At 66.3% G+C, this 20,751-nt stretch carries 12 protein-coding genes and 1 tRNA gene; 8 read left to right on the top strand and 5 right to left on the bottom strand.

The annotated features are described in order from the left end of the window. Positions 1-174: 174 nt before the first annotated feature. The 7 genes from M0G41_RS06045 (at position 175) to M0G41_RS06010 (ending at position 9,032) form a co-directional block, all read left to right on the top strand. Positions 175-756, top strand: coding sequence for a GspH/FimT family pseudopilin (locus M0G41_RS06045; RefSeq protein ID WP_248206494.1), 582 nt, complete (start codon positions 175-177; stop codon positions 754-756). 17 nt (positions 757-773) lie between these two features. Continuing rightward, positions 774-1,280: a type IV pilus modification protein PilV gene (gene pilV / locus M0G41_RS06040; RefSeq protein ID WP_282452740.1), complete on the top strand. Its 507-nt coding sequence runs from the start codon at positions 774-776 to the stop codon at positions 1,278-1,280. Further along, positions 1,280-2,533 carry a PilW family protein gene (locus M0G41_RS06035; protein WP_248206489.1) on the top strand — a complete coding sequence of 418 codons (1,254 nt, stop codon included), beginning with the start codon at positions 1,280-1,282 and terminating at the stop codon, positions 2,531-2,533. The genes pilV and M0G41_RS06035 overlap by 1 nt, the downstream gene beginning before the upstream one ends. 9 nt (positions 2,534-2,542) lie before the next feature. Further along, positions 2,543-3,058, top strand: coding sequence for a pilus assembly PilX family protein (locus M0G41_RS06030; protein WP_248206486.1), 516 nt, complete (start codon positions 2,543-2,545; stop codon positions 3,056-3,058). Between the two features lie 12 nt (positions 3,059-3,070). Next, positions 3,071-8,359: a pilus assembly protein gene (locus tag M0G41_RS06025; RefSeq protein WP_248206484.1), complete on the top strand. Its 5,289-nt coding sequence runs from the start codon at positions 3,071-3,073 to the stop codon at positions 8,357-8,359. A gap of 96 nt (positions 8,360-8,455) precedes the next feature. Continuing rightward, positions 8,456-8,902, top strand: coding sequence for a type IV pilin protein (locus tag M0G41_RS06015; RefSeq protein WP_282452739.1), 447 nt, complete (start codon positions 8,456-8,458; stop codon positions 8,900-8,902). 53 nt (positions 8,903-8,955) lie between these two features. Beyond that, positions 8,956-9,032 (top strand) — tRNA-Asn (locus M0G41_RS06010). Between the two features lie 86 nt (positions 9,033-9,118). Here the strand turns inward: M0G41_RS06010 and M0G41_RS06005 are convergent. After that, positions 9,119-9,658: a GspH/FimT family protein gene (locus M0G41_RS06005; RefSeq protein WP_248206479.1), complete on the bottom strand. Its 540-nt coding sequence runs from the start codon at positions 9,656-9,658 to the stop codon at positions 9,119-9,121. A 142-nt stretch (positions 9,659-9,800) separates the two neighbouring features. Between M0G41_RS06005 and uvrB the strand changes: the two genes are divergently transcribed. After that, positions 9,801-11,846, top strand: coding sequence for an excinuclease ABC subunit UvrB (gene uvrB, locus M0G41_RS06000; RefSeq protein WP_248206477.1), 2,046 nt, complete (start codon positions 9,801-9,803; stop codon positions 11,844-11,846). A 424-nt stretch (positions 11,847-12,270) separates the two neighbouring features. Here the strand turns inward: uvrB and malQ are convergent, their stop codons facing one another. Genes malQ through M0G41_RS05980 form a run of 4 tightly spaced genes read right to left on the bottom strand, consistent with a single transcriptional unit; the run spans position 12,271 to position 20,609 of the window. Continuing rightward, positions 12,271-13,791, bottom strand: coding sequence for a 4-alpha-glucanotransferase (gene malQ, locus M0G41_RS05995; protein ID WP_248206475.1), 1,521 nt, complete (start codon positions 13,789-13,791; stop codon positions 12,271-12,273). Then, on the bottom strand, positions 13,788-15,947 hold the full coding sequence (gene glgX, locus M0G41_RS05990) for a glycogen debranching protein GlgX (protein WP_248206473.1): 2,160 nt from the start codon (positions 15,945-15,947) through the stop codon (positions 13,788-13,790). Before glgX ends, malQ begins: the two co-directional genes overlap by 4 nt. Then, positions 15,944-18,118: a 1,4-alpha-glucan branching protein GlgB gene (glgB, locus tag M0G41_RS05985; protein WP_248206471.1), complete on the bottom strand. Its 2,175-nt coding sequence runs from the start codon at positions 18,116-18,118 to the stop codon at positions 15,944-15,946. The genes glgX and glgB overlap by 4 nt, the downstream gene beginning before the upstream one ends. Beyond that, positions 18,108-20,609, bottom strand: a complete 2,502-nt coding sequence (locus tag M0G41_RS05980) for a glycogen/starch/alpha-glucan phosphorylase (protein ID WP_248206467.1) — start codon at positions 20,607-20,609, stop codon at positions 18,108-18,110. Before M0G41_RS05980 ends, glgB begins: the two co-directional genes overlap by 11 nt. Between the last annotated feature and the right edge of the window lie 142 nt (positions 20,610-20,751).

Below are 20,751 nucleotides of genomic sequence, written 5' to 3'. Positions count from 1 at the left end.
GATGGCCAGCGCTACTGTCCGCAGCGGGGAATCCAGGCGCTTTGCGGCTGACAAACTGTGCGCCAGGTCCGGGCCCAACGCGTTGATCCGCCTGGCCCGTCCGGCCGTCGGCCTTCGCTGGAGCTTGCGATTTGCCCGGGTTACGTTGATCTCCGTACAAGAGGACGACCAGGCATGCGCACTTCCCGGCCTCAAGGCCCATCCGCCGGCTTCACCCTGATCGAGCTGCTGGTGACCGTGGTCATCGCGAGCATCCTGCTGATCGTGGGCGTGCCGACCTTTGCCGATGCCTTCGAGCGCAACCGGATCGTTTCGCAGACCAATGACGTCAGCGCGGCCTTTGCCTTCGCCCGCAGCGAGGCCCTGCGCAGCAACGATCAGGTGCGTATCTGCCCGTCCAATGCCGCCCAGAACGCCTGCGCCGCCGACTGGTCCCAGGGCTGGCTGGTCTGGCGCGATGACGACGACGACGACGGCCTCGATGCGAACGAGATCCTCAGGGTCGGCCGCCTGGATTCGCGCGACAGCTTCGCCGTGGTCGACGCCGCCGATGTGGCGGTGACCGACATCCGCTTCGGGCCGCGCGGCGGTCGAGCAGTGCCGGCCACGGCGGTCACCCTGACCCTCAAGCCGGACAGCTGCGACACCGGCAAGCAGCTGGTCAGGCGCTGGCAGCTGCTCGCCTCGGGCGCGATGTCGAACGTCTGCATCGTGTGCGGCACCGAGGCCGACGCTCCTCCCACCCTTTGCGATTGACCCACGGGACCTTCCACATGGCGATTCGAACCCGAGCGCAGGAATCCGGCTTCTCCATGATCGAGATCCTGGTCGCGATCCTGATCCTCTCTGTCGGCCTGCTTGGCATGGCGGCCCTGATGGCCAGCTCCCTGCGCAACAGCCAGAGCGCGAACTTCCGCTCGCAGGCGACCAACCTTGCTTATAACTACATGGACATGATGCGGGCCAACGGAGCTAATGCGCCGAACTACGCGCGCACCGGCTTCACCAACCCGGCGGTTTGCCCCGCGGCGCCCGCGGCCTTCGACATCAGTGACTGCGGCAATCAGCACACCTGCGACCGTTCGAAGTGGGCGCGCGAGCTGTGCACGGCGCTGCCCAACGGTCGTGGCCGCGCGCAGGTGACAGCCGTTGGTTCCTCCGGATACTACGACGTCCAGGTTGAGGTCTGCTGGTCTGACGATCGCTCAGAGGGCGGGGTAGTGACCACTGATTGCGACGGTGACGGCGAGACGTCCTTCATCCTGGAGAGCCGAATCTGATGAATGCCTTGACTCACTCTGCTCCCGAAACGAGAAGCACGAACCAGTTCGGTCTCTCGTTGATTGAGCTACTCGTGGCGATGGCTCTCGGGTTGCTTCTGCTTCTCGGCCTGGTGCAGATTTTCTCTGGGATCCGGAATACGTTTGCCGCGAGCGAATCCTTGGCGCGCGTCCAGGAAAACGGGCGTTTCGCCATGGAGTTTCTGCGGCGCGACGTAAGAATGGCTGGGCATTTTGGCTGCCTGAACGAGTTCGCCCACTTTCCTGCCACCACGCCTCGCTCGACGGAGCCGCAGTTTTTCAATCGCTTCGCAGCTCGTGGGGCAGACCGAGATGATGTCTACTACACCCTGCGAGCAGACATTCCGTTCGAGGTGTACGACTACAACGCTGCGCCGACGGGGCCGGGGGATGACTACACGATCACCAGCGCTGACCCAGTGCCGCCGAACGCGGCCGGCAATTGGACGCCCGCGTTGCCTGCCGAATTGGGAATAACGGACGCAGCACTGCCGGGCAGCGACGTCGTCGTCGTGCGCTACTTCGGTGACGAGCTCATCTCCATCTCAGGGGGACTCACCGATGGTGCGACCGGCACGTTTTCGCTTTCTGCCGCCGACGCTGCGCGGCTGCAGCCCGGCGCTCCATATGGCGTCACCAATTGTGCTGCCGCCGCTCTGTTCCAGATTACTTCACGGTCAACCGGCTCCTTTCAAATGAACTCGGCGCCCAATGTTCCGCTCGCTGGTTCAGTGTGGTGGAGCAACACCGACATGTCAGTGCTGGACGGCACCATGATGTTTCGCTACCGGATGGTTGTCTACTTCATCGGCCAAGGGGTAAGCGGGCCGGCCCTCATGCGTCGCGAGCTTCTGGAAGGCGGTTACCCCGGCGCCACCTCGGACGACGACATCGTGCTTGGCCCGATTGAAGAGGTAGTGAGCGGCATCGAGATGATGCAGGTACTTCTCGGCGTGGACAACAGCGCCCCAAGGGATGACAACGCCGATGAGTATGTCGATGGCACAGAACTGCTTGGCACTGCGGCGGCAGGATCCGCCCGTGAAGACGCGCTCAGAACGGTGACAAGTGTTCGAATTTCGCTGTTGGGGCGAGGAGACAACTCGCGGTCCGCCGCAGAAGGGCCTGGAGCTTTCATCCTCGGCGAAACCCGCGTCATTCCTCCTGCTGACGGACGACTCCGGCAGGTTTACGACACTGTCATTGCCCTACGCAACCGACTCAGGGCCTAGGACGCCAACATGAAACCGATGAATCACCTCAGGACTTCGCCGGCCCGCACTCAACGCGGAGCGACATTGTTCGTGGCGCTGACCATTCTCATCATTCTCACCTTGCTTGCATTGTCTGCCGCTCAGGTCACATCGCTGCAGGAGCGGATGGCGGGCATTTACAGGGCTGATTCGATGGCCTTCCATGCGGCGGAAGACGGTTTGCGGAGCTCGGAGGCCGGAATTCTCGATAGCCCCATCCTGTGTGACGAACCCGCGCGAGAGTACCTGCCGTCCTCCTGGTTTGATCGTTCAGTGGACTTCACCGTCGCGTCGACCGCAACCCCCTCGCTGGAGTTTGTCGAGAACCTGAATCGCCCCGCCGCTTTTTCCCCCGGTCTTGCCATACAAGGTAGCGCCAAATGGGGCGCCGACTTCGTTCCCGGGGGCGAGAAATGCCTTGTGTTCAGAATCAGTTCGGTCGGCGCGGACGGCAAGGATAGTCCGACTTCGCATGTAATTGTCCAGTCTCATTTTATCCCTTGAGTTGGGGGCGTCATGAACATCTTGCGCAAATCGACGTTAACGTTCACTTCGGCAATTTGGGTGTTCCTGTTTGGCGTTCCCGGCAGCGCTGTTGCTGCGCCAATCCCTCTCGCAGAGGCGCCGCTATACCTGCAGACGGCCGTGCCACCGCTGAACATGCTGGTCATGGGGCGCGATCACAAGCTCTATTACGAGGCCTACAACGATTCCGCCGACCTCAACGGCGACGGCATCATCGACGTGGGCTACAAGCCCGACCTCATCGACTACTACGGGTATTTCCGTACCCGCGACCGTTCAGTGACGCCTGTAACGCCGGCGCTTTGCTACACCTACTCGGGCGGTCAGTTCATCCCGTCGGGGCTCGCCACGGGCACGAACCTGAAGCAGTGTGGGGGCGTGGCCTGGAGTGGCGACTTCCTGAACTACCTGGCCACTTCGCGTATCGATGCCCTGCGCAAGGTGCTCTACGGTGGCCGACGCGTTACCGATGACGACGACAACACCGTGCTCGAGGGGAGCTTTATCCCGCAGGATGGTCATACCTGGGGCAAGGAGTACCTGAGTGCTGCGCGCGACCGCTACGACATCGCCAACTATGCACCGCTCAGCGCGCCACAGGATGGCAGCTACCACCTGTTCGCCGTCACCAGTCTGGCCAACGGAGAAACGCCGCGGCTGCGGGTGATGACCAACTCGCCCTATCGCATCTGGGAATGGGTGTCGATCGAGCGACCGGTAGGCGGCGACAGGTGCCTGAACGGTGGCAGCGGACCCAACTGCCTGAGCGGCAGCGCATCGCCGCACCCGGGGCACCCTGCCAACCGCACCGAGTTCGACACGCTGGAGACCACCTACGCCATCACCGACAACCTCCAGCAGGAGGCCAGCCGTCGAACGATCAACTGCAACAACAACAACTGCAACCCGGGCGGCGCCGACGACAACTACATGAGCATCGCGACCGCCTATTTCCAGATGGCGGACAACAACGATGCGAACGGGCAGTATCAGTTCTGCATCAACGGTGACGACGCGATCGATCTCGAGATCCGAGAGGGCGGCCCGACCGGGACGGTGATCGCCGATATCGGTTGGTATGGCGGACACGGCTTTGCCGGCAACTGCAGCGATCACCGCACTGGCAACGTTTCGCTGTCGCGCAACCAGATCTACTGGATCAAGTTCCGCCACGAAGAGGCCGGCGGCGGCGATGGCTATCTGCTGCAGTGGCAGAAGGTCAGCGGGCAGCGCCAGTTCGGCTGGAAGACTTTCGACCGCCAGAACAACGGCAATACGAACGTCAAGCGCACTGACGCCATCGAGGACCGGAACACCAACTTCGCGTTCAGCTTCTACAACCTTGCGCCGCCGTCCACCAACACCACCCGCACCGACTACAACGTGCGCGTCAAGGTCTGTCCGGATGATCAGCCGCTGTTCCGCGAGGCCAACTGCAAGCGCTACGAGAGCACTTCGTCCAGCGCATTCAACTACAAGCCGACCGGTCTGCTCCACCAGTACGGCGAAACCGATCGCATGTTCTTTGGCCTGCTGACCGGCAGCCAGTTCAACAACCTCGAAGGCGGCGTGCTGCGCGAGAACATCAAGTCCTTCGCCAATGAGGTGAACCCCCAGACCGGCATCTTCACCAGCACTTCGACCGGGCTGGTGGCCACCCTGAACAAGTTCAGGGTGATCGGTTTCGGGTATCCGAGCGACGCGACCAGCCGCAATTATCACTACAACTGGGGCAACTGCCAGAACCTCGGCACGCGCGGCCTGGCCAATGGCGAGTGCCGCATGTGGGGCAACCCGATCGGCGAGATGATGTTCGAGGCCCTGCGCTACTTCGCGGGTGCCGCCGCACACACCGGTTATGCCAGCGGTGGCGCCAGCGAGGGCGTGGCGGAGGAGACTGCGCTGGGCCTGCCCACACCGGCCTGGAAGGATCCCTACAAGCCGACCGCCGATGGGGGCTTGGGTTTCAAGAGCTGTGCCAAGCCGGTGATGACGGTCATCTCGGACATCAACCCTTCCTACGACTCCAACCTTCCCGGCAACCCATGGCAGACGCCGAGCTTCGCCCTGCCCGACACCCTTTCCGGGTTCAGCTTCCAGACCCTGGGTGACAAGCTCTGGAACGAAGAGTTCGGGGCATCGGCCAGCAAGAACATCTTCATCGGCGAGGTAGGTAACGTCACCGACGGTGCGCCGACCAACAAGGCCGCCAGCAGCTTCGGAAATATTCGGGGCCTTGCTCCGGAAGAGCCGACCAAGCGCGGCAGCTACTCCGCGGCGATGGTGGCCAACTATGGCTGGACCAAGGAAGGCCGGATCAACGAGCTGAGTCCGGAGAAGCTGCGCACCTATTCGGTGGCGATCGCCTCGCCGCTGCCGCGGATCAACTTCCCGGTCAACGATGCCGGTACGCGCTTCGTCAGCCTGGTGCCATTCGCAAAGTCGGTGGGGCCTTCGGGAAGTTGTTTCAGAATCGATCCCACGGCCGAATTCCAGCCGACCAATACGATCGTCGACTTCTACGTAGAGCAGCTGGTCAATGGCCCCGGCTTCCCCACCGACGCGACGGTGAACGAAGGCCGTCCCTATGCCGTCTTCCGGATCAACTATGAGGACGTCGAGCAGGGCAACGACCACGACATGGACGCCATCGCGCGTTACGTGGTCTCGGCCAACGCTGACGGCACCGTGACCGTCACCGTTCGCTCGGAGTACGCCGCGGGCTGCGTGATCCAGCATCTGGGCTATGTGATTTCGGGTACCACGGCTGACGGCGTGTATCTAGAGGTGCGCGACCGCGACACCAGTGCCGCAAACAGTCCGGCCTACCGGTTCAACACGCCGCCCAACGCCACCGCGGGCCAGTGTCTGAACGATCTCACCACGCCTCCCTGCAATGGCGGGCTGCCCCTGGATGCGGAACGCACCTTTACCCCCGGTGGCACGACCGGCAACGCGCAGCTTCTCAAGGATCCGCTGTGGTATGCGGCCAAGTACGGCGGCTTCAATGACGAGAATGCCAATGGCAAGCCGGATCTTGCTAAAGAATGGGATGAGAACACGGATGGTGTTCCGGACAAGTACTTCCTTGTCACCAATGCCTTGAACCTGACCGCGCAGCTGGCCAAGGCGTTCGATCAGATCGAACGCGATTCCAGGCCCTCGGGCGGTGTGGCGGCGTCCGGAGCGCGCAAGGATGGCGAGTTCCTCGCTTATGTGCCGGAGTACAACGCGGAGGATTGGAGTGGCGACGTCAAGGCATATCCGCTTCTCAGCAATGGTCGGCTGGGCAGCTTGGTGTGGTCGGCGAATACGCGGATGCCCGCCGTGGCCAATCGAAAGATTTTCATGATGGTGCCGAACGTGTCGAGTGTGCCCACCCCAAGGACCTTTACAGAGGCTGGTTTGGGTGGCTCCGCTCTGGCGGAACTGGCGCTTGGTTTCCTGCCGACTCAGGTGCAGACCCGCTTCGGTGCGACCCGTACCATCGGTGACGTGATCAGCTATCTGCGTGGGGATCAGTCTCTTGAAGTGAGTGCTGGCGGGCCCTTCCGTAATCGATCCAGGATCATCGGCGATGTGTTGGGTTCGCAGCCCGAGGTGCTGAGTCGCGGCAGTGCAGGGTTCACTCGTCTGCCTTCGACTCAGGGAGGTGGCATCTCAGGGCCCGGAAGCTACGGTGAGTTCGTCAACACTACCAAGCGTGATCGTACCGCGGTGCTTTTCGTTGGATCGAATGACGGCATGTTGCACGCATTCAATGGTACAAGCGATGCCACTGACGGAGGCAAGGAGATCTTTGCCGTCATTCCCAATAGTGTTCGCGAGAAATTGCGCAGGCTGCCGGAGCCAAACTACTCCCACACCTACTTTGTCGACGCGTCGCCCGTCCAGGGAGATGCCTACATCGGGGGGGCGTGGAAGACCATGCTGCTGGCTTCGGCCGGTTTGGGTGGCAAGTCGGTGATGGCGCTAGACGTGACTGATCCGGTCGATTCGTTCAGTGCTTCGAACATCAAGTGGGAAGTCTCCGGGGACAATATTGGACATGTTCTCCAGCGCGGTCAGATCATCCTGGCGAAGGACGGCAACTGGTACGCGCTGTTCGGCAATGGGCTGAACAGCGCTAGCAATCAGTCGGGCTTGATAATCGTGAATCTCGCGACCGGCGCGTTGACCAAGCAGCTCATGACTGGTGCAGGCACGGCCGCCGATCCGAATGGCATGGCCGGGGTCGTGGCGCTGGACACGGATTTTGACCTTGTCGCGGATACGGTATTCGGTGTCGACTACCACGGCTATCTGTGGGCGTTTGACCTCAGTGGCAGCAACCCGACAACGTGGGCTGTAGCAAACTCGGGGTTGCCCGTGTTCACCGCCACCGATGTCGACGACAACCGTCAGCGGATCACAGGGTCGATCGACGTCACGTTCGCTGGCCGTGGCGGGACCATGGTCTACTTTGGTACAGGTCGCTATCTCGTCGAAGGCGACAATATCGTGCCAACGGATCCGCAGCTCGAAACCTTCTATGGAGTCAGGGTTCCGAAGATGACTCCGAGCTCGCCCCCGGTCAGCTTTACTCGAGATGACCTGCAGCAACAGTCCATCACTGAGCAGTTCACTGCGGCTGTGGGGACGGCGCGAAAAGTGTCAGATAACCCCGTCACCGAGGGCGGGGCGGGTTGGTACATTGACCTGGCGGTCGAGGACGAATCCGGTGATCCGGTCAAGGCTGGAGAGCGGTTCTTTGGCGAGCCACGCGTAAGCCAGGGACGGGCAATCTTCACGACCTTCCGGCCTTTGGGAGATGACTGCAGCCCCGGCGGTATCAACTGGATTTGTTCCGTCAACGCCTTTACCGGCGGCAGGCAGTTGACGCTGGCAGATTGTCCGGAGTGCGGTTGCTTGCAGCTCAATTCGATCAGCCAGCCGCCGGCCACTTCGCCGCCGATCATCGTCAACGTCACCAAGGGTCCCGAGGTGGTCGATCCGGGCGACGATGGCAACGATGGCGGCGCCGACGGCGGGACCGATGGTGGAACCGACGGCGGTACAGATGGCGGTACAGACGGTGGTACAGATGGCGGCACCGACGGCGGGACTGACGGCGGCACTGACGGCGACGGGGATTCCGACTCGGGCGATGATGACGGCGCCTCGCTGCCGACCTACCGCGGCCGGGTCTGCCGCGCCGATCTGCAGGTCCTGCTGAACGACGGCGCCAAGACCTTCTCCAGCGTGTCCTGCGGCCGTACCACCTGGAGGCAGATCGACTGACCCTCAGGCTGGGCGGCGGCGCTTTGGCGCCGCCGCCCGCCGATAGGGGAGAATCGGTCTCGCTACCCTCCGCATCGTCACTCCGGACCTGAAGGCATGTACATGAAACAAGCGCAGAAAGGCTTCACACTGATCGAGCTGATGATCGTGGTCGTGGTGGTGGCCATCCTTGCCTCGATCGCGGTGCCGGCCTACAACGAGCAGGTGCGGCGCACCAGGCGGACCACGGCTACCGGGGAGCTGCTCTCCGTCGCCCAGGGGCTTGAGCGGTTCCATACCGTCAACAACACCTACGTGGCCACCGCAGGTGATGCCACCGCGGTGCCTCCCACCTCGGACAGCAATGCTCTGTGCGATCGCGTGCTGGACTTCTACACGGTCAGCTGCGAGACCATTACCCGGAACACCTTCGAGGTGCGCGCGGCGCCGACTGGGGCCCAGGCGGACGACAAATGCGGCACCTTCACCCTGACCCAGGCCGGAGTGAAGGGCCTGGTCGATGCCGACCCCGGGATCACCACCGAGAATTGCGACTGGCGTTGACCGCCTGACCGGTTGACAGGCGCATTCCCTGCCTCCAAAATGCGTGGCTCGCCGCCCGAATAGCTCAGCCGGTTAGAGCACTTGACTGTTAATCAGGGGGTCGTTGGTTCGAGTCCAACTTCGGGCGCCAGATTGACTGCAGAAAAGCCCGCCTTGGCGGGCTTTTTTGTTGCCTCGGCATCGGCCTCGGCATCGGCGGCCCAAGGCTGGGGGCGTTCATCCGCAGCGCCAGCGGCGCAATGCGGAGGGGTTGGTCTCCAGACGCGCCCGACCGCCATTGTTCAGTACCACGGCGCTGGCGATTTCGCCGGCCTGGCACAGGCGGATACTGAGGTTGCTGCCGCGATTCATCCCGTTGCGGGCAAAGCGCACCTTGGGCCGGCCGCGGCCGGAGTCGAGGCGGGCGCCCTCGAGGGGGCCGTGGACCTGGAGCAGGCTCTCTCCGCTGTCGAAGCGCCCGTTCCCGTTGGCGTCGACAAAGCTCATCCAGCCCTCGTGCCAGGCACCGTCGCTGCGACAGCCCGAGGCCGCCGGCTGGGCCGGGCAGACGATCGTGTCCTGCCGGCGGCGCAGGGCCTCGCTCCGCGCGAGCGCGAGCGTGGCCAGCAGCGAGTTGTTGATCGCCGCCCGTTCGCTGCGGGCGCCCAGCGCCTGCATCCCCGGCACCGCGACCACCAGCATGAAGCCCGCCAGCCCGAGCCCCAACAGAAGTTCGACCAGGCTGAGGCCGCGCTGGGTCGCCTTGTTCATCTTCATCTCGCAATTCCCCGAAGTCCCCGAGCCGGCAGGTTCGCGATTCCTCGGCCCGGCCGGTATCGGCGCGCGGCGGTGCATCGCGTAGGGCGATTCCTACGCTGCGTACAGACGGGCGTTACGGAGGCGTCGATATACTCGGGCGATGGATCGGGAAAACACTGATGCGGGGTTCCGCCTGGCGGCCCCCTATGAGCCCGCAGGCGACCAGCCGCAGGCGATCGAGGCGCTGGTGGGTGGCTTCGAGTCGGGGCTGGCCCAGCAGACCCTGCTCGGGGTGACCGGCTCGGGCAAGACCTACACCATCGCCAACGTGGTGCAGCGGATCCAGAAGCCGACCCTCGTGCTGGCCCCGAACAAGACCCTGGCCGCCCAGCTCTATGGCGAGTTCCGCCAGTACTTCCCGGACAACGCGGTGGAGTACTTCGTCAGCTACTACGACTACTACCAGCCCGAGGCCTATATCCCGTCCTCGGACACCTTCATCGAGAAGGACAGCTCGATCAACGAGCACATCGAGCAGATGCGGCTGTCGGCGACCAAGGCCCTGCTCGAGCGCCGCGATGCGCTGATCGTGGCCAGCGTGTCGGCCATCTACGGCCTCGGCGATCCCAACGAATACTTCCGGATGGTCCTGCACATGGTTCGCGGCGAGCGCATCGACCAGCGCGAGCTGATCCGCCGGCTGACCGAGCTGCAGTACCAGCGCAACGAGTTCGACCTACGCCGCAGCACCTATCGCGTCCGTGGCGAGGTGATCGACGTGCACCCCGCCGAGAGTGACTCGGAGGCACTGCGCATCGAGCTGTTCGACGGCGAGATCGAGCGGCTGTCCCTGTTCGATCCGCTGACCGGCGAGGTCTACCGCCAGGTGCCGCGTTACACGATCTACCCGAAGACCCACTACGTCACCACCCGCCGCACGGTGCTGCAGGCGATCGAGGCGATCAAGGTCGAGCTGAAGGACCGGCTCGAGTACTACTACGCGAACAACAAGCTGCTCGAAGCCCAGCGCCTGCAGCAGCGGACCACCTTCGACCTAGAGATGATGGCCGAGATCGGCTTCTGCCAGGGCATCGAGAACTACTCGCGGCACCTCACCGGGCGCATGGCCGGCGAGGCGCCACCCTGCCTTTTCGACTACCTGCCGCCGGACGCGCTGCTGGTGGTCGACGAGTCGCACGTGACCGTTCCGCAGATCGGCGCCATGTACAAGGGCGACCGGGCGCGCAAGGAAAACCTGGTCGAGTACGGCTTCCGCCTGCCCTCGGCACTGGACAACCGGCCGCTGAAGTTCGAGGAGTGGGAGCGCCGCTCGCCGCGGACCATCTTCGTCTCGGCGACGCCGGGCCGCTACGAGATGGAGAAGACCGGCGGCCCGACGGTGGAACTGGTGGTTCGACCCACGGGGCTGATCGATCCCGAGGTCGAGATCCGCCCGGTGGCGACCCAGGTCGATGACCTGCTGTCCGAGATCAACCTGCGGGTCGAGAAGGGCGATCGCGTGCTGGTCACGACCCTGACCAAGCGCATGGCCGAGAACCTGACCGAATACCTCGGCGAGCACGGGGTCAAGGTGCGCTACCTGCACTCGGACGTGGAGACCGTGGAGCGCGTCGAGATCATCCGCGACCTGCGCCTCGGCGCTTTCGATGTGCTGGTCGGCATCAACCTGCTGCGCGAGGGCCTGGACATGCCCGAGGTGTCACTGGTCGCCATCCTCGACGCCGACAAGGAGGGCTACCTGCGCTCCACGCCCTCGCTGATCCAGACCATCGGCCGCGCCGCACGCAACCTGCGCGGCAAGGCGATCCTGTATGCCGACCGGATCACCGATTCAATGAGGCGCGCCATCGACGAGACGGACCGGCGGCGACAGAAGCAGATCGAGTTCAATCTGGCGCACGGAATCGAACCGAAGTCGGTGATAAAGAAGGTCACCGACGTGATGGAGGGCGCCCGAGAGGCGGCCAACGACGCCGCGGCCAAGGGGCGGGGCAAGAAGGGCGGCAAGCAGCGCGTGGCCGAGCCTGCGCCGGACTACACCACCTATTCCCCCGACCAGGCGGCCCGGGAGATCAAGCGCCTGGAGCAGCAGATGTACAAGCACGCCCAGGATCTCGAGTTCGAACAGGCCGCTGCCCTTCGAGACCGGATCCGCAAGGTCCGCGAGGCGGCCCTGGTCGGCTGAGCGGCGCGGCCGGCGAGGCTCGCTTCAGGCGCGAAGAAGACCTTCCGCGAAACCCGAATGTAGGAGCCAGCTTGCTGGCGATAGGCGCACCGGAAGGGACGATCGCCAGCATGCGGATCCTACATGCAACGGCGCTGCAAGGCCCGGTTTGCGCTGCAAAGCAGGCCTTGCCGCAGTCAAATCGTGGGAGTGCCCTTGGGCGCGACCGCAGCGCTACGGATTCACCACAGACCGCGGCCAAAGCGGATTTCCGCGGTCGCGCCCAAGGGCACTCCCACAGTCGGGCTTCGTTGGGCGTCAGCGAAGCCCCATAGGGTGCGTCTTGGACGCACCGATACGGGCGTTCGGACGGTACGCCCGGTGCGGCCAGCCGCACCCTATGAATGTCCGCTTCGCGCCCTTCCTTGCCCTACCAACACGGACCTCAGGGCAAGGGCAGGTGCTCGAACCCGCAGCGGCCGCTGGCGGCGGCGATCAGGCCGAGGACGCGCTGGGACTCGGGGTCGAGCATGTTCCAGTCGAAGCGCCAGGCCCAGTTCCTGTCGTTCATCGTGCCCGGGGTGTTCATCCGGTGGGCGCCGTCGAGGCCGAGGACGTCCTGGAGCGGGAACATCGCAAGATTGGCGACCGAGTTGCAGCAGGCACGGATCATCGCCCAGTGGATGTCCTGCTCGCTGGCCGGCAGATAGCTGCCGGCGAAGGCGCGCTCGCGCGGGTTGGCGGCGTTCCACCAGCCGCGCACGGTGTCGTTGTCATGGGTGCCGGTGTAGGCGACGAAGCGGCGGTCCCAGTTGTGCGGCAGGAACTCGTCCGAGGCATCGCTGCCGAATCCGAACTGCAGGATCTTCATGCCGGGAAAGCCGAAGTGATCGCGCAGCTCGACCACGTCCTCGGTGATCAGGCCGAGATCCTCGGCGATGATCGGCAGCTCACCCAAACGACGTGCTATGGCTTCGAACAGCGGTTTGCCCGGGCCGGGCACCCAGGTGCCCTCCTCGGCGGTCGGGCAGCTTGCCGGGATCTCGTAGTAGCCGGCGAAGCCGCGGAAGTGGTCGATGCGGAACACGTCCGCCTGGTGCAGGGCGCGCCTCAGGCGTTCGGCCCACCAGGCGTAGTCCTCCGCCTTCATCCGATCCCAGCGGTAGAGCGGGTTGCCCCAGCGCTGCCCGGTCGGCGCCATGGCATCGGGTGGACAGCCCGCGACGACGGTCGGCTGTAGCTGCTCGTCGAGAAAATACAGGTCCGGCCGCGCCCAGCAGTCGGCGCTGTGGTGGGCGATGAAGATCGGCAGGTCGCCCATGATGGCGATGCCGCGCTGGTTGGCGTAGGCCTTCAGGTCCACGGCCTGCACATCGAAGCACCACTGGACGAAATTCCAGAAAGCGATCTCCGCGGCATGCGTGGTACGCGCCTCGTCCAGCGCGGCGGCCTCGCGATCACGCAACGGTGCGCTCCATCGATCCCAGGGTTTTCCCCCGTGCGCGCGATCCAGGGCCATGAACAGGCTGTAGTCGTCGAGCCAGCCCTGCTGGGCGGCGCACCAGCTGGCGAAGGCATCCTTGTCGCCTTGGCTGGCCCGCTCGCGGAAGCCGCGCTCGGCTTCCCGGAGCCGGGCCAGGCGCCAGTCGACCACCTTGGAGAAATCCACGCGGTGTTCGGGAAAGCCGCCTTCGGGTAGCGGCGGTGCGGGCAGCCAGCCGCGCTCCGCCAGCGGTTCGAGCGCGACCATCAGCGGGCTGCCGGCAAAGGCCGAGACGCTCTGGTAGGGCGAGTTGCCGGGACCGATGGGATTGGTCGGCAGCCACTGCCAGAGGCGCTGTCCGGCACCCTGTAGCCAGTCGACAAAGCGGTAGGCGTCGGGACCGAAGTCGCCGATGCCGTGCGGGCCAGGCAGCGAGGTGATGTGCAGCAGAACGCCGGCGGCGCGTTGCGACAGGTCGATCATGGGCGAGTCTCGGGGGCGGCATCCAGGCCGCGCAGCAGGGTGAGGGAATGGGCGGGGGCGAGGTAGCCGGACTCGCTCGGCGCTACACCTGTAGGAGCCAGCTTGCTGGCGATTCCAGACAGCACATCGCCAGCAAGCTGGCTCCTACACGGGGTGGCGGTGTCGAGCAGCCGCTGCCAGCGGCCTGCGGGCAGCACGAAACGTCGCGGCTGTGCGTCGGGATTGAAGAGGATCAGCAGCGACTGGGCAGGGCCATCGCCGGCGACGATCTGGCAGGCCAGCGCATGCTCGTCGGCGTCATGCCAGTCCTCGATGCGCATGGCCCGGCCGTGCGCGCTCAGCCACAGCACGCCGGCGTCGCCGGCCTCGTGGGGGTTCTCGACGAACCAGCGAGGATGCCGCAGCAGCGGATGCGTGCGGCGCAGGGCGCAGAGGCCGGCGACCAGATCGACGTCGTCGCCTTGCGTCGTCTCCCAGTCGAGCCATCCGGTCGGGTTGTCCTGGCAGTAGGCGTTGTTGTTGCCGCCCTGCGAGTTGCCCAGTTCGTCACCGGCGCAGAGCATGGGCGTGCCCTGGGCGAGGAGCAGGGTGGCGAGCATGGCGCGACGCACCCGGCGCCGCGTGTCGATGATGGCCGGATCCTCGCTCGCGCCTTCGGCGCCGAAGTTGGCGCAGAGTTCGTGGTCGTGGCCGTCGCGGTTGTCCTCGCCATTGGCGTGGTTGTGCTTGCGGCTGTGGCTGACCAGGTCGGCCAGGGTGAACCCATCGTGCGCGGTGAGGAAGTTCACGCTGGCCAGCGGGCTGCGCTGGGCATGCTGGAACAGGTCGCTGGAGGCGGTGAAGCGCCGCGCGAACTCGCCCCGGGTGACCGGGCGGCCCAGCCACAATCCGCGCACCGCATCGCGGAAGCGGTCGTTCCATTCGCGGAAGGCACCGGGAAAGCGGCCGAGCTGGTAGCCGCCCGGCGCGCCATCCCAGGGTTCGGCGATTAGGATCGCCTCACCGAGCAGCGGATCCTGTCTGAGGGCCGCGAATAACGTCGCCTGCGGGTCGAAGCCGTGATCGCCACGGCCCAGCACGCTGGCCAGATCGAAGCGGAAGCCGTCGACGCCCCAGGCCAGCATGGCGTGGCGCAGGGCGTCCATCACCAGCCGCTGCGGCGAGGCCTGCCTCAGGTCGAGCGTGTTGCCGCAGCCGCTGAGGTTCTCGTAGCGCGAGCGGTCGTCCGCCGGCAAGCGGTACCAGCCGCGGTTGTCCAGTCCGCGGAAACTGATTGTTGGGCCGTGCTCGTCGCTTTCCGCAGTGTGGTTGAAGACCACGTCGAGCAGGACTTCGATGCCTGCCTCGTGCAGGGCCTGCACGGTCTCGCGCATCTCGATGTCCCGCTGCCGGGCGTCGGCGCCGGGCGCGCCGAAACGCGGGTCGAGACAGAAGAAGCCGAGCGTGTTGTAGCCCCAGTAGTTGGGCAGGCCCTGGCGTGCCAGATGCGCCTCGGCCAGCGAGTAGTGCAGCGGCAGCAGGGAGAGCGTGGTGACGCCCAGCCGCCGGAAGTGTCCGATGGCCAGCGGGTGGGCCAGGGCTGCGATGCGACCGCGCAGCGCCTCGGGGAGGCCCGGCAACTGCATGGAAAAGCCCCGCACGTGCAGCTCGTAGAGCACGCGCTGCGCAGCCGTTACGCGCGGGCGGCTGGACAGTCCCGGCGCTTCGTCCAGCGGCGAGCGCACCCTGGCCTTCAGCGCGCTGGCCGCGTTGTCGCGGGCGTCGAACGATCGCGAACCGGCGGGATGGCCGAGCTGGTAGCCGTGGTGCAGATCGTCCCAGCGGAAGCGGCCGACGATCTCGCGTGCGAAGGGGTCGAGGAGCAGCTTGTTGGAGTTGAAGCGCAGGCCTTCCTCGGGCCGGTAGGGCCCGTGCGCGCGCAGCCCGTAGACCAGGCCCTCGCCGGCCTCCGGCAGGAAGCCGTGGAAGACGCCTGTATTTGGGCCATGCAGCCGCAGGCGTCTCAGCTCGCGGCTGCCGCCGGCGTCGAACACGCACAGTTCCATCGCCTCCGCGTCGTTGGAGGCGACCGCGAAGTTGACGCCGCCGTCGCGCAGCTGTGTGCCAAGCGGTCCGGGACGCCCGGGTTCGAGTCGGTGAGCGAGGGCGGCCCTCATTGCGACCTCAGGAACACGCAGCCCAGCGGAGGTAGGTCGATCTGCAGGGATCGGCCGCGACCCTGCGCCCTGGAGGGCTCGGCATGCAGGATTCGCTGGCCCATGACCCGATCACTGCCGCCATAGGCGGCGGCGTCGGTGTTCAGGGCCTCGCGCCATGCGGATCCGGCATCGTCCGGCAGCCCAAGCCGGTAGCCCGATCGCGGCACCGGGGTGAAGTTGCAGACAACCAGGACCAGATTGCCCGCGTCATCCCGGCGCGCCCAGGCCAGTACGGATTGCTCTGCGTCGCTGGCCTCGATCCACTCGAAGCCGGCGGCCTCGCAGTCCAGCCGGTGCAGGGCGGGGCAGTCGCGGTACAGGTGGTTGAGGTCGCGCACCAGGCGCTGCATGCCGGCGTGACGCGGGTCGCCGGTCAGGTGCCAGGGCAGCTCGGCGTCGTGCCGCCACTCGCCGGGCTGGGCGAATTCCTGCCCCATGAACAGCAGCTTCTTGCCCGGGTGCCCCCACATGAAGCCGTAGTAGGCGCGCAGGTTGGCAAAGCGCTGCCAGTCGTCGCCCGGCATCTTGCCCAGCATCGAGCCCTTGCCGTGGACCACCTCGTCGTGGGAGATCGGCAGGATGAAGTTTTCCGAGAAGGCGTAGACCAGGCCGAAAGTGAGCTTGTCGTGGTGCCAGCGGCGGTGCACCGGGTCTTCGGCGATGTAGTGCAGCGTGTCGTTCATCCAGCCCATGTTCCATTTGTAGTGGAAGCCGAGGCCGCCGGCGTCGACCGGCGCCGAGACGCCGGGAAAGGCGGTGGACTCCTCGGCGACGGTGATCGCGCCCGGCAGGTCCCGGCCGATCTCGGTGTTCAGTCGCTGCAGCAGGCTGATCGCCTCGAGGTTCTCGCGGCCGCCCAGATGGTTGGGCAGCCATTCGCCCTCGGGTCGCGAGTAGTCGCGGTAGAGCATCGAGGCCACGGCGTCGACGCGCAGGCCGTCGACGCCGTGGTGCTCGATCCAGTAGCGCGCGCTGCCGGCCAGGAACTCGCGGACCTCGCTGCGTGAACAGTTGTAGATCAGGGTGTTCCAGTCGCGATGGAAGCCCTCGCGCGGATCCTCGTATTCGTAGAGCGCGCTGCCGTCGAAGCGGGCCAGGCCAAAGGCGTCGGACGGAAAATGCGCCGGCACCCAGTCGAGCAGCACGCCCAGGCCTTGGCGGTGACAGGCATCGACGAAGCGGCCAAGGCCGCCGGGATCACCGAAGCGCGCGCTGGGCGCGAACTGGCCGAGGGTCTGGTAGCCCCAGGAGCCGTCGAAGGGATGCTCGCTGACCGGCATCAGCTCGACATGGGTGAAGCCCATTCCGGCAGCGTACTCGGGCAGGCCGGCGGCCAGTTCGTCCCAGGTCGGGAATCGTCCGCCCGGCTGGCGCCAGGAGGCGGCATGCACCTCGTAGATACTGATCGGCGCATCGCGCCGGTTGGCCGCGGCGCGGTCATCGCCGAGGCGCCGCGCAGGGAGCAGGGCGGCAACGCGACTGGCGCTGTTCGGGCGCAGCTCGGCGGCGAAGGCATAGGGGTCGGCCTTCAGGGGCAGCAGCCGCCCTGCGCGGTCCAGCAGTTCGAACTTGTACAGCGCGCCGGGCTCGACGCCGGGCAGGAACAGCTCCCAGATGCCGACATCGTGGCGCAGGCGCATCGGGTGGCGGCGACCATCCCAGTGGTTGAACTCGCCGACTACGCTGACCCGCGAGGCATTCGGCGCCCAGACGGCGAAGCGAACGCCCGCTTCGCCGTCGACGCTGGCCGGGTGGGCGCCGAGCAGGCGGTAGGGCGCGCCGTGGCGTCCTTCGTGGAAGGCGCGCAGGGCGGACGCGTCGAGCTGCGGTCCAAAGGCGTAGGGATCGCCAATACAGATCGTTTCGCCCGATTGCCAGCGTACCCGCAGTCGGTAGGCGAAGGCGCGCCGACGGCGCGAGGTGGCGGCGAAAAAGCCGGCCGGATGCAGGGCGCGCAGCCGGACGATGCGGCGTCCGCTGGCGGCATCCACGGCCTCGACCTCGGCGGCGCCGGGCAGGAAGGCGCTCAGCCGGATCCGGCCATCCTCCACCGCATGCGGCCCGAGCAGGGAGAAAGGGTCGCCATGGCGACCCTCGACCAGCGCGGTGATGGCGGGATCATCCGGCATGCCGCGGCTGCAGCGCCTCCTCGCGCACGGCCCGGGCCTGCGCCGGCGCCCAGATTTCCCGCTGGTACTCGGCGATGGTGCGGTCGGTGGAGAAGCCGCCCATGCCGGCGATGTTGCGCAGGCAGGCCTCGGCCCAGGCCGCGGGCTCCCGGTACAGGGCGTCGACGCGCTGCTGGGCGGCGAGGTAGTCGGCGAAGTCGGCGAGCAGGAAGTAGCGGTCGCGCTGCAGCAGGCCATCGACCAGACCGCGATGGCGCAGAGGCTCGCCTGGCGAGAACGCGCCCGAGGCGATCGCCTCGAGCACCCGGCGCAGGCGCGGCTGCTCCTCGACCTGCAGGCGCGGGTCGTAGCCCAGCGCGGCCAGCTCGGCCAGCTGTTCGGTGCGCCGGCCGAAGACGAACAGGTGCTCGGGACCGATCGCCTCGGCCATCTCGATGTTGGCACCGTCCCAGGTGCCGATGGTCAGCGCGCCATTCATCGCGAACTTCATGTTGCCGGTGCCAGAGGCCTCGGTGCCGGCAGTGGATATCTGCTCGGAGAGGTCCGCTGCGGGGATGATCCGCTCGGCCAGCGAGACGCCATAGTTGGGCAGGAAGACCAGCTTCAGCCGGCCCTGCAGCCGGGCGTCGCTGTTCACCACGCGGGCGATGTCATGGCTGAGGCGGATGATCTGCTTGGCGGTCTGGTAGGCCGAAGCCGCCTTGCCGGCCAGGATGACCGTGCGGGGCGTCCAGCCGCGACCGTCCTCGCCTTCGGGCGCGTCCAGCATGGCCTGGTAGCGGGCGACCACGTGGAGCAGGTTCAGCAGCTGCCGCTTGTACTCGTGGATGCGTTTGACCTGCACGTCGAACAGCGAGTCGGCATCGACCACGATGCCGGTGTCGCGGCGGATGCGCTCGGCCAGCCGCAGCTTGTTGGCACGCTTCACCGCCTGCAGGGCGCGGCCGAGTTCGGCATCGCCCGCCAGCCCGCGCAAGCGGTCAAGCTCGCCGAGGTCGCGGCGCCAGCCCTCGCCGATGCGCTGGTCGAGCAGGGCCGCCAGGCCCGGATTGCACTGCGCCAGCCAGCGTCGCGGTGTCACTCCGTTGGTCACGTTGATGAAGCGCTCCGGCCAGAGCGCGGCGTAGTCGCGGAATATGGTCTCGACCATTAGCTTCGAATGCAGTGCCGCGACGCCGTTGACCTTGTGCGAGGCGACGATGGCCAGCGCCGCCATGCGCACGCGACGCTCGCCGCGCTCGTCGATCAGCGACAGAACGCGAATGCGCGCATCGTCCACGCCGCCCTGCTCGCGCAGCGCATCGAGGAAGCGCTGATTGATCTCGTAGATGATCTCGAGGTGGCGCGGCAGCAGCGTCTCGAACATGCGCACCGGCCAGGTCTCCAGCGCCTCGGGCATCAGCGTGTGGTTGGTGTAGGAGCAGGCCTGGCGGGTGATCGACCAGGACTCGTCCCAGGACAGTCCGTGCTCGTCCAGGAGCAGGCGCATCAGCTCGGCCGGGGCCAGCGCCGGATGGGTGTCGTTGAGGTGCACGGCATTGCGCAGCCCCAGCTCATGCAGCCGTCCGCCCTCCTCGAGATGCCGCGCCAGCAGGTCCTGCAGCGAGGCGGCGACCAGCAGATACTCCTGTTTCAGGCGCAGCACGCGGCCGGCCTCGGTGCTGTCGTCCGGGTACAGCACCCAGTTCAGCGCATCGGCCTGCAGCTGGTGCTGGCCGGCGGCGGCGATCTCGCCCCGGCACAGGGCAGGGAAGTCGATCGGCTCGGCGGCGCTGGCCTGCCACAGGCGCAGGGTGGACACCTGCTCGCCGTGGTGGGCCGGGACGATGAAGTCGAAGGCTTCGGCACGCACCCGCTCCGAGGGCTCCCAGCGCCGGCCATGGCCTTCGGTGACCACCCTGCCGCCGAAACCGATGGTGTAGTGGAGGCCGGGGCGGGGCACGCTCCAGGGGTCGCCGTGCGCCAGCCAGTCGTCCGGTCGCTCGGCCTGGGCGCCGTCGCGGATGCCCTGGGCGAACATGCCGTAGCGGTAGCGCAGTCCGTAGCCGAACGAGGGCAGGCCCAGCTCGGCCAGCGAATCCAGGAAGCAGGCGGCCAGGCGCCCGAGCCCCCCATTGCCGAGCGCCGCATCCGGCTCGGCCTCGATGACCTGGCCGAGTTCCAGTGACTGCCTGGCCAGCTCATCGGAGAGGGTCTGGCGCAGGCCGAGCGCATCCAGCGCATTGCCCAGCGCCCGGCCCATCAGGAACTCCATCGACAGGTAGTGGACCCGGCGCGCCGAACCGGACTCCAGCTGCGCGCGATCACGCTGCTGGGTGGCCTCCCAGCGCCGCTCCAGCCCGCCGCGGCAGACCGAGGCGGCGGCGCGCAGCGCGCCGAGCGCCGCGGCATCGCGGCCGCCGGCCTGGCGCTGGGCTTCGAGGGACGACTGCAGCAGGGGGGCGAGCGACGTCGACGCGGGCGCAGGCGAAACGGTGCTGGTGTCGGTCATTCGTATGGTCTCCGCGTCGGAATGGCTGTCGACCGGCCCGAGTCGCCAGGGCGACGCAGTGACCGGTCCCGCTGCGTGTGGTCCCCCCAACCGCAGATGACGTCCCCGCGTCGCGCGCAGGTCACCCGAATCTCTCCGTGCC

Origin of the sequence: Pseudomarimonas salicorniae, assembly GCF_023156535.1 — a bacterium.
GTDB classification, from domain to species: Bacteria; Pseudomonadota; Gammaproteobacteria; order Xanthomonadales; family Xanthomonadaceae; genus Pseudomarimonas; species Pseudomarimonas salicorniae.
Note: the sequence above shows the minus strand (reverse complement) of the source record. Positions and strands in the feature narration are given on the sequence as shown.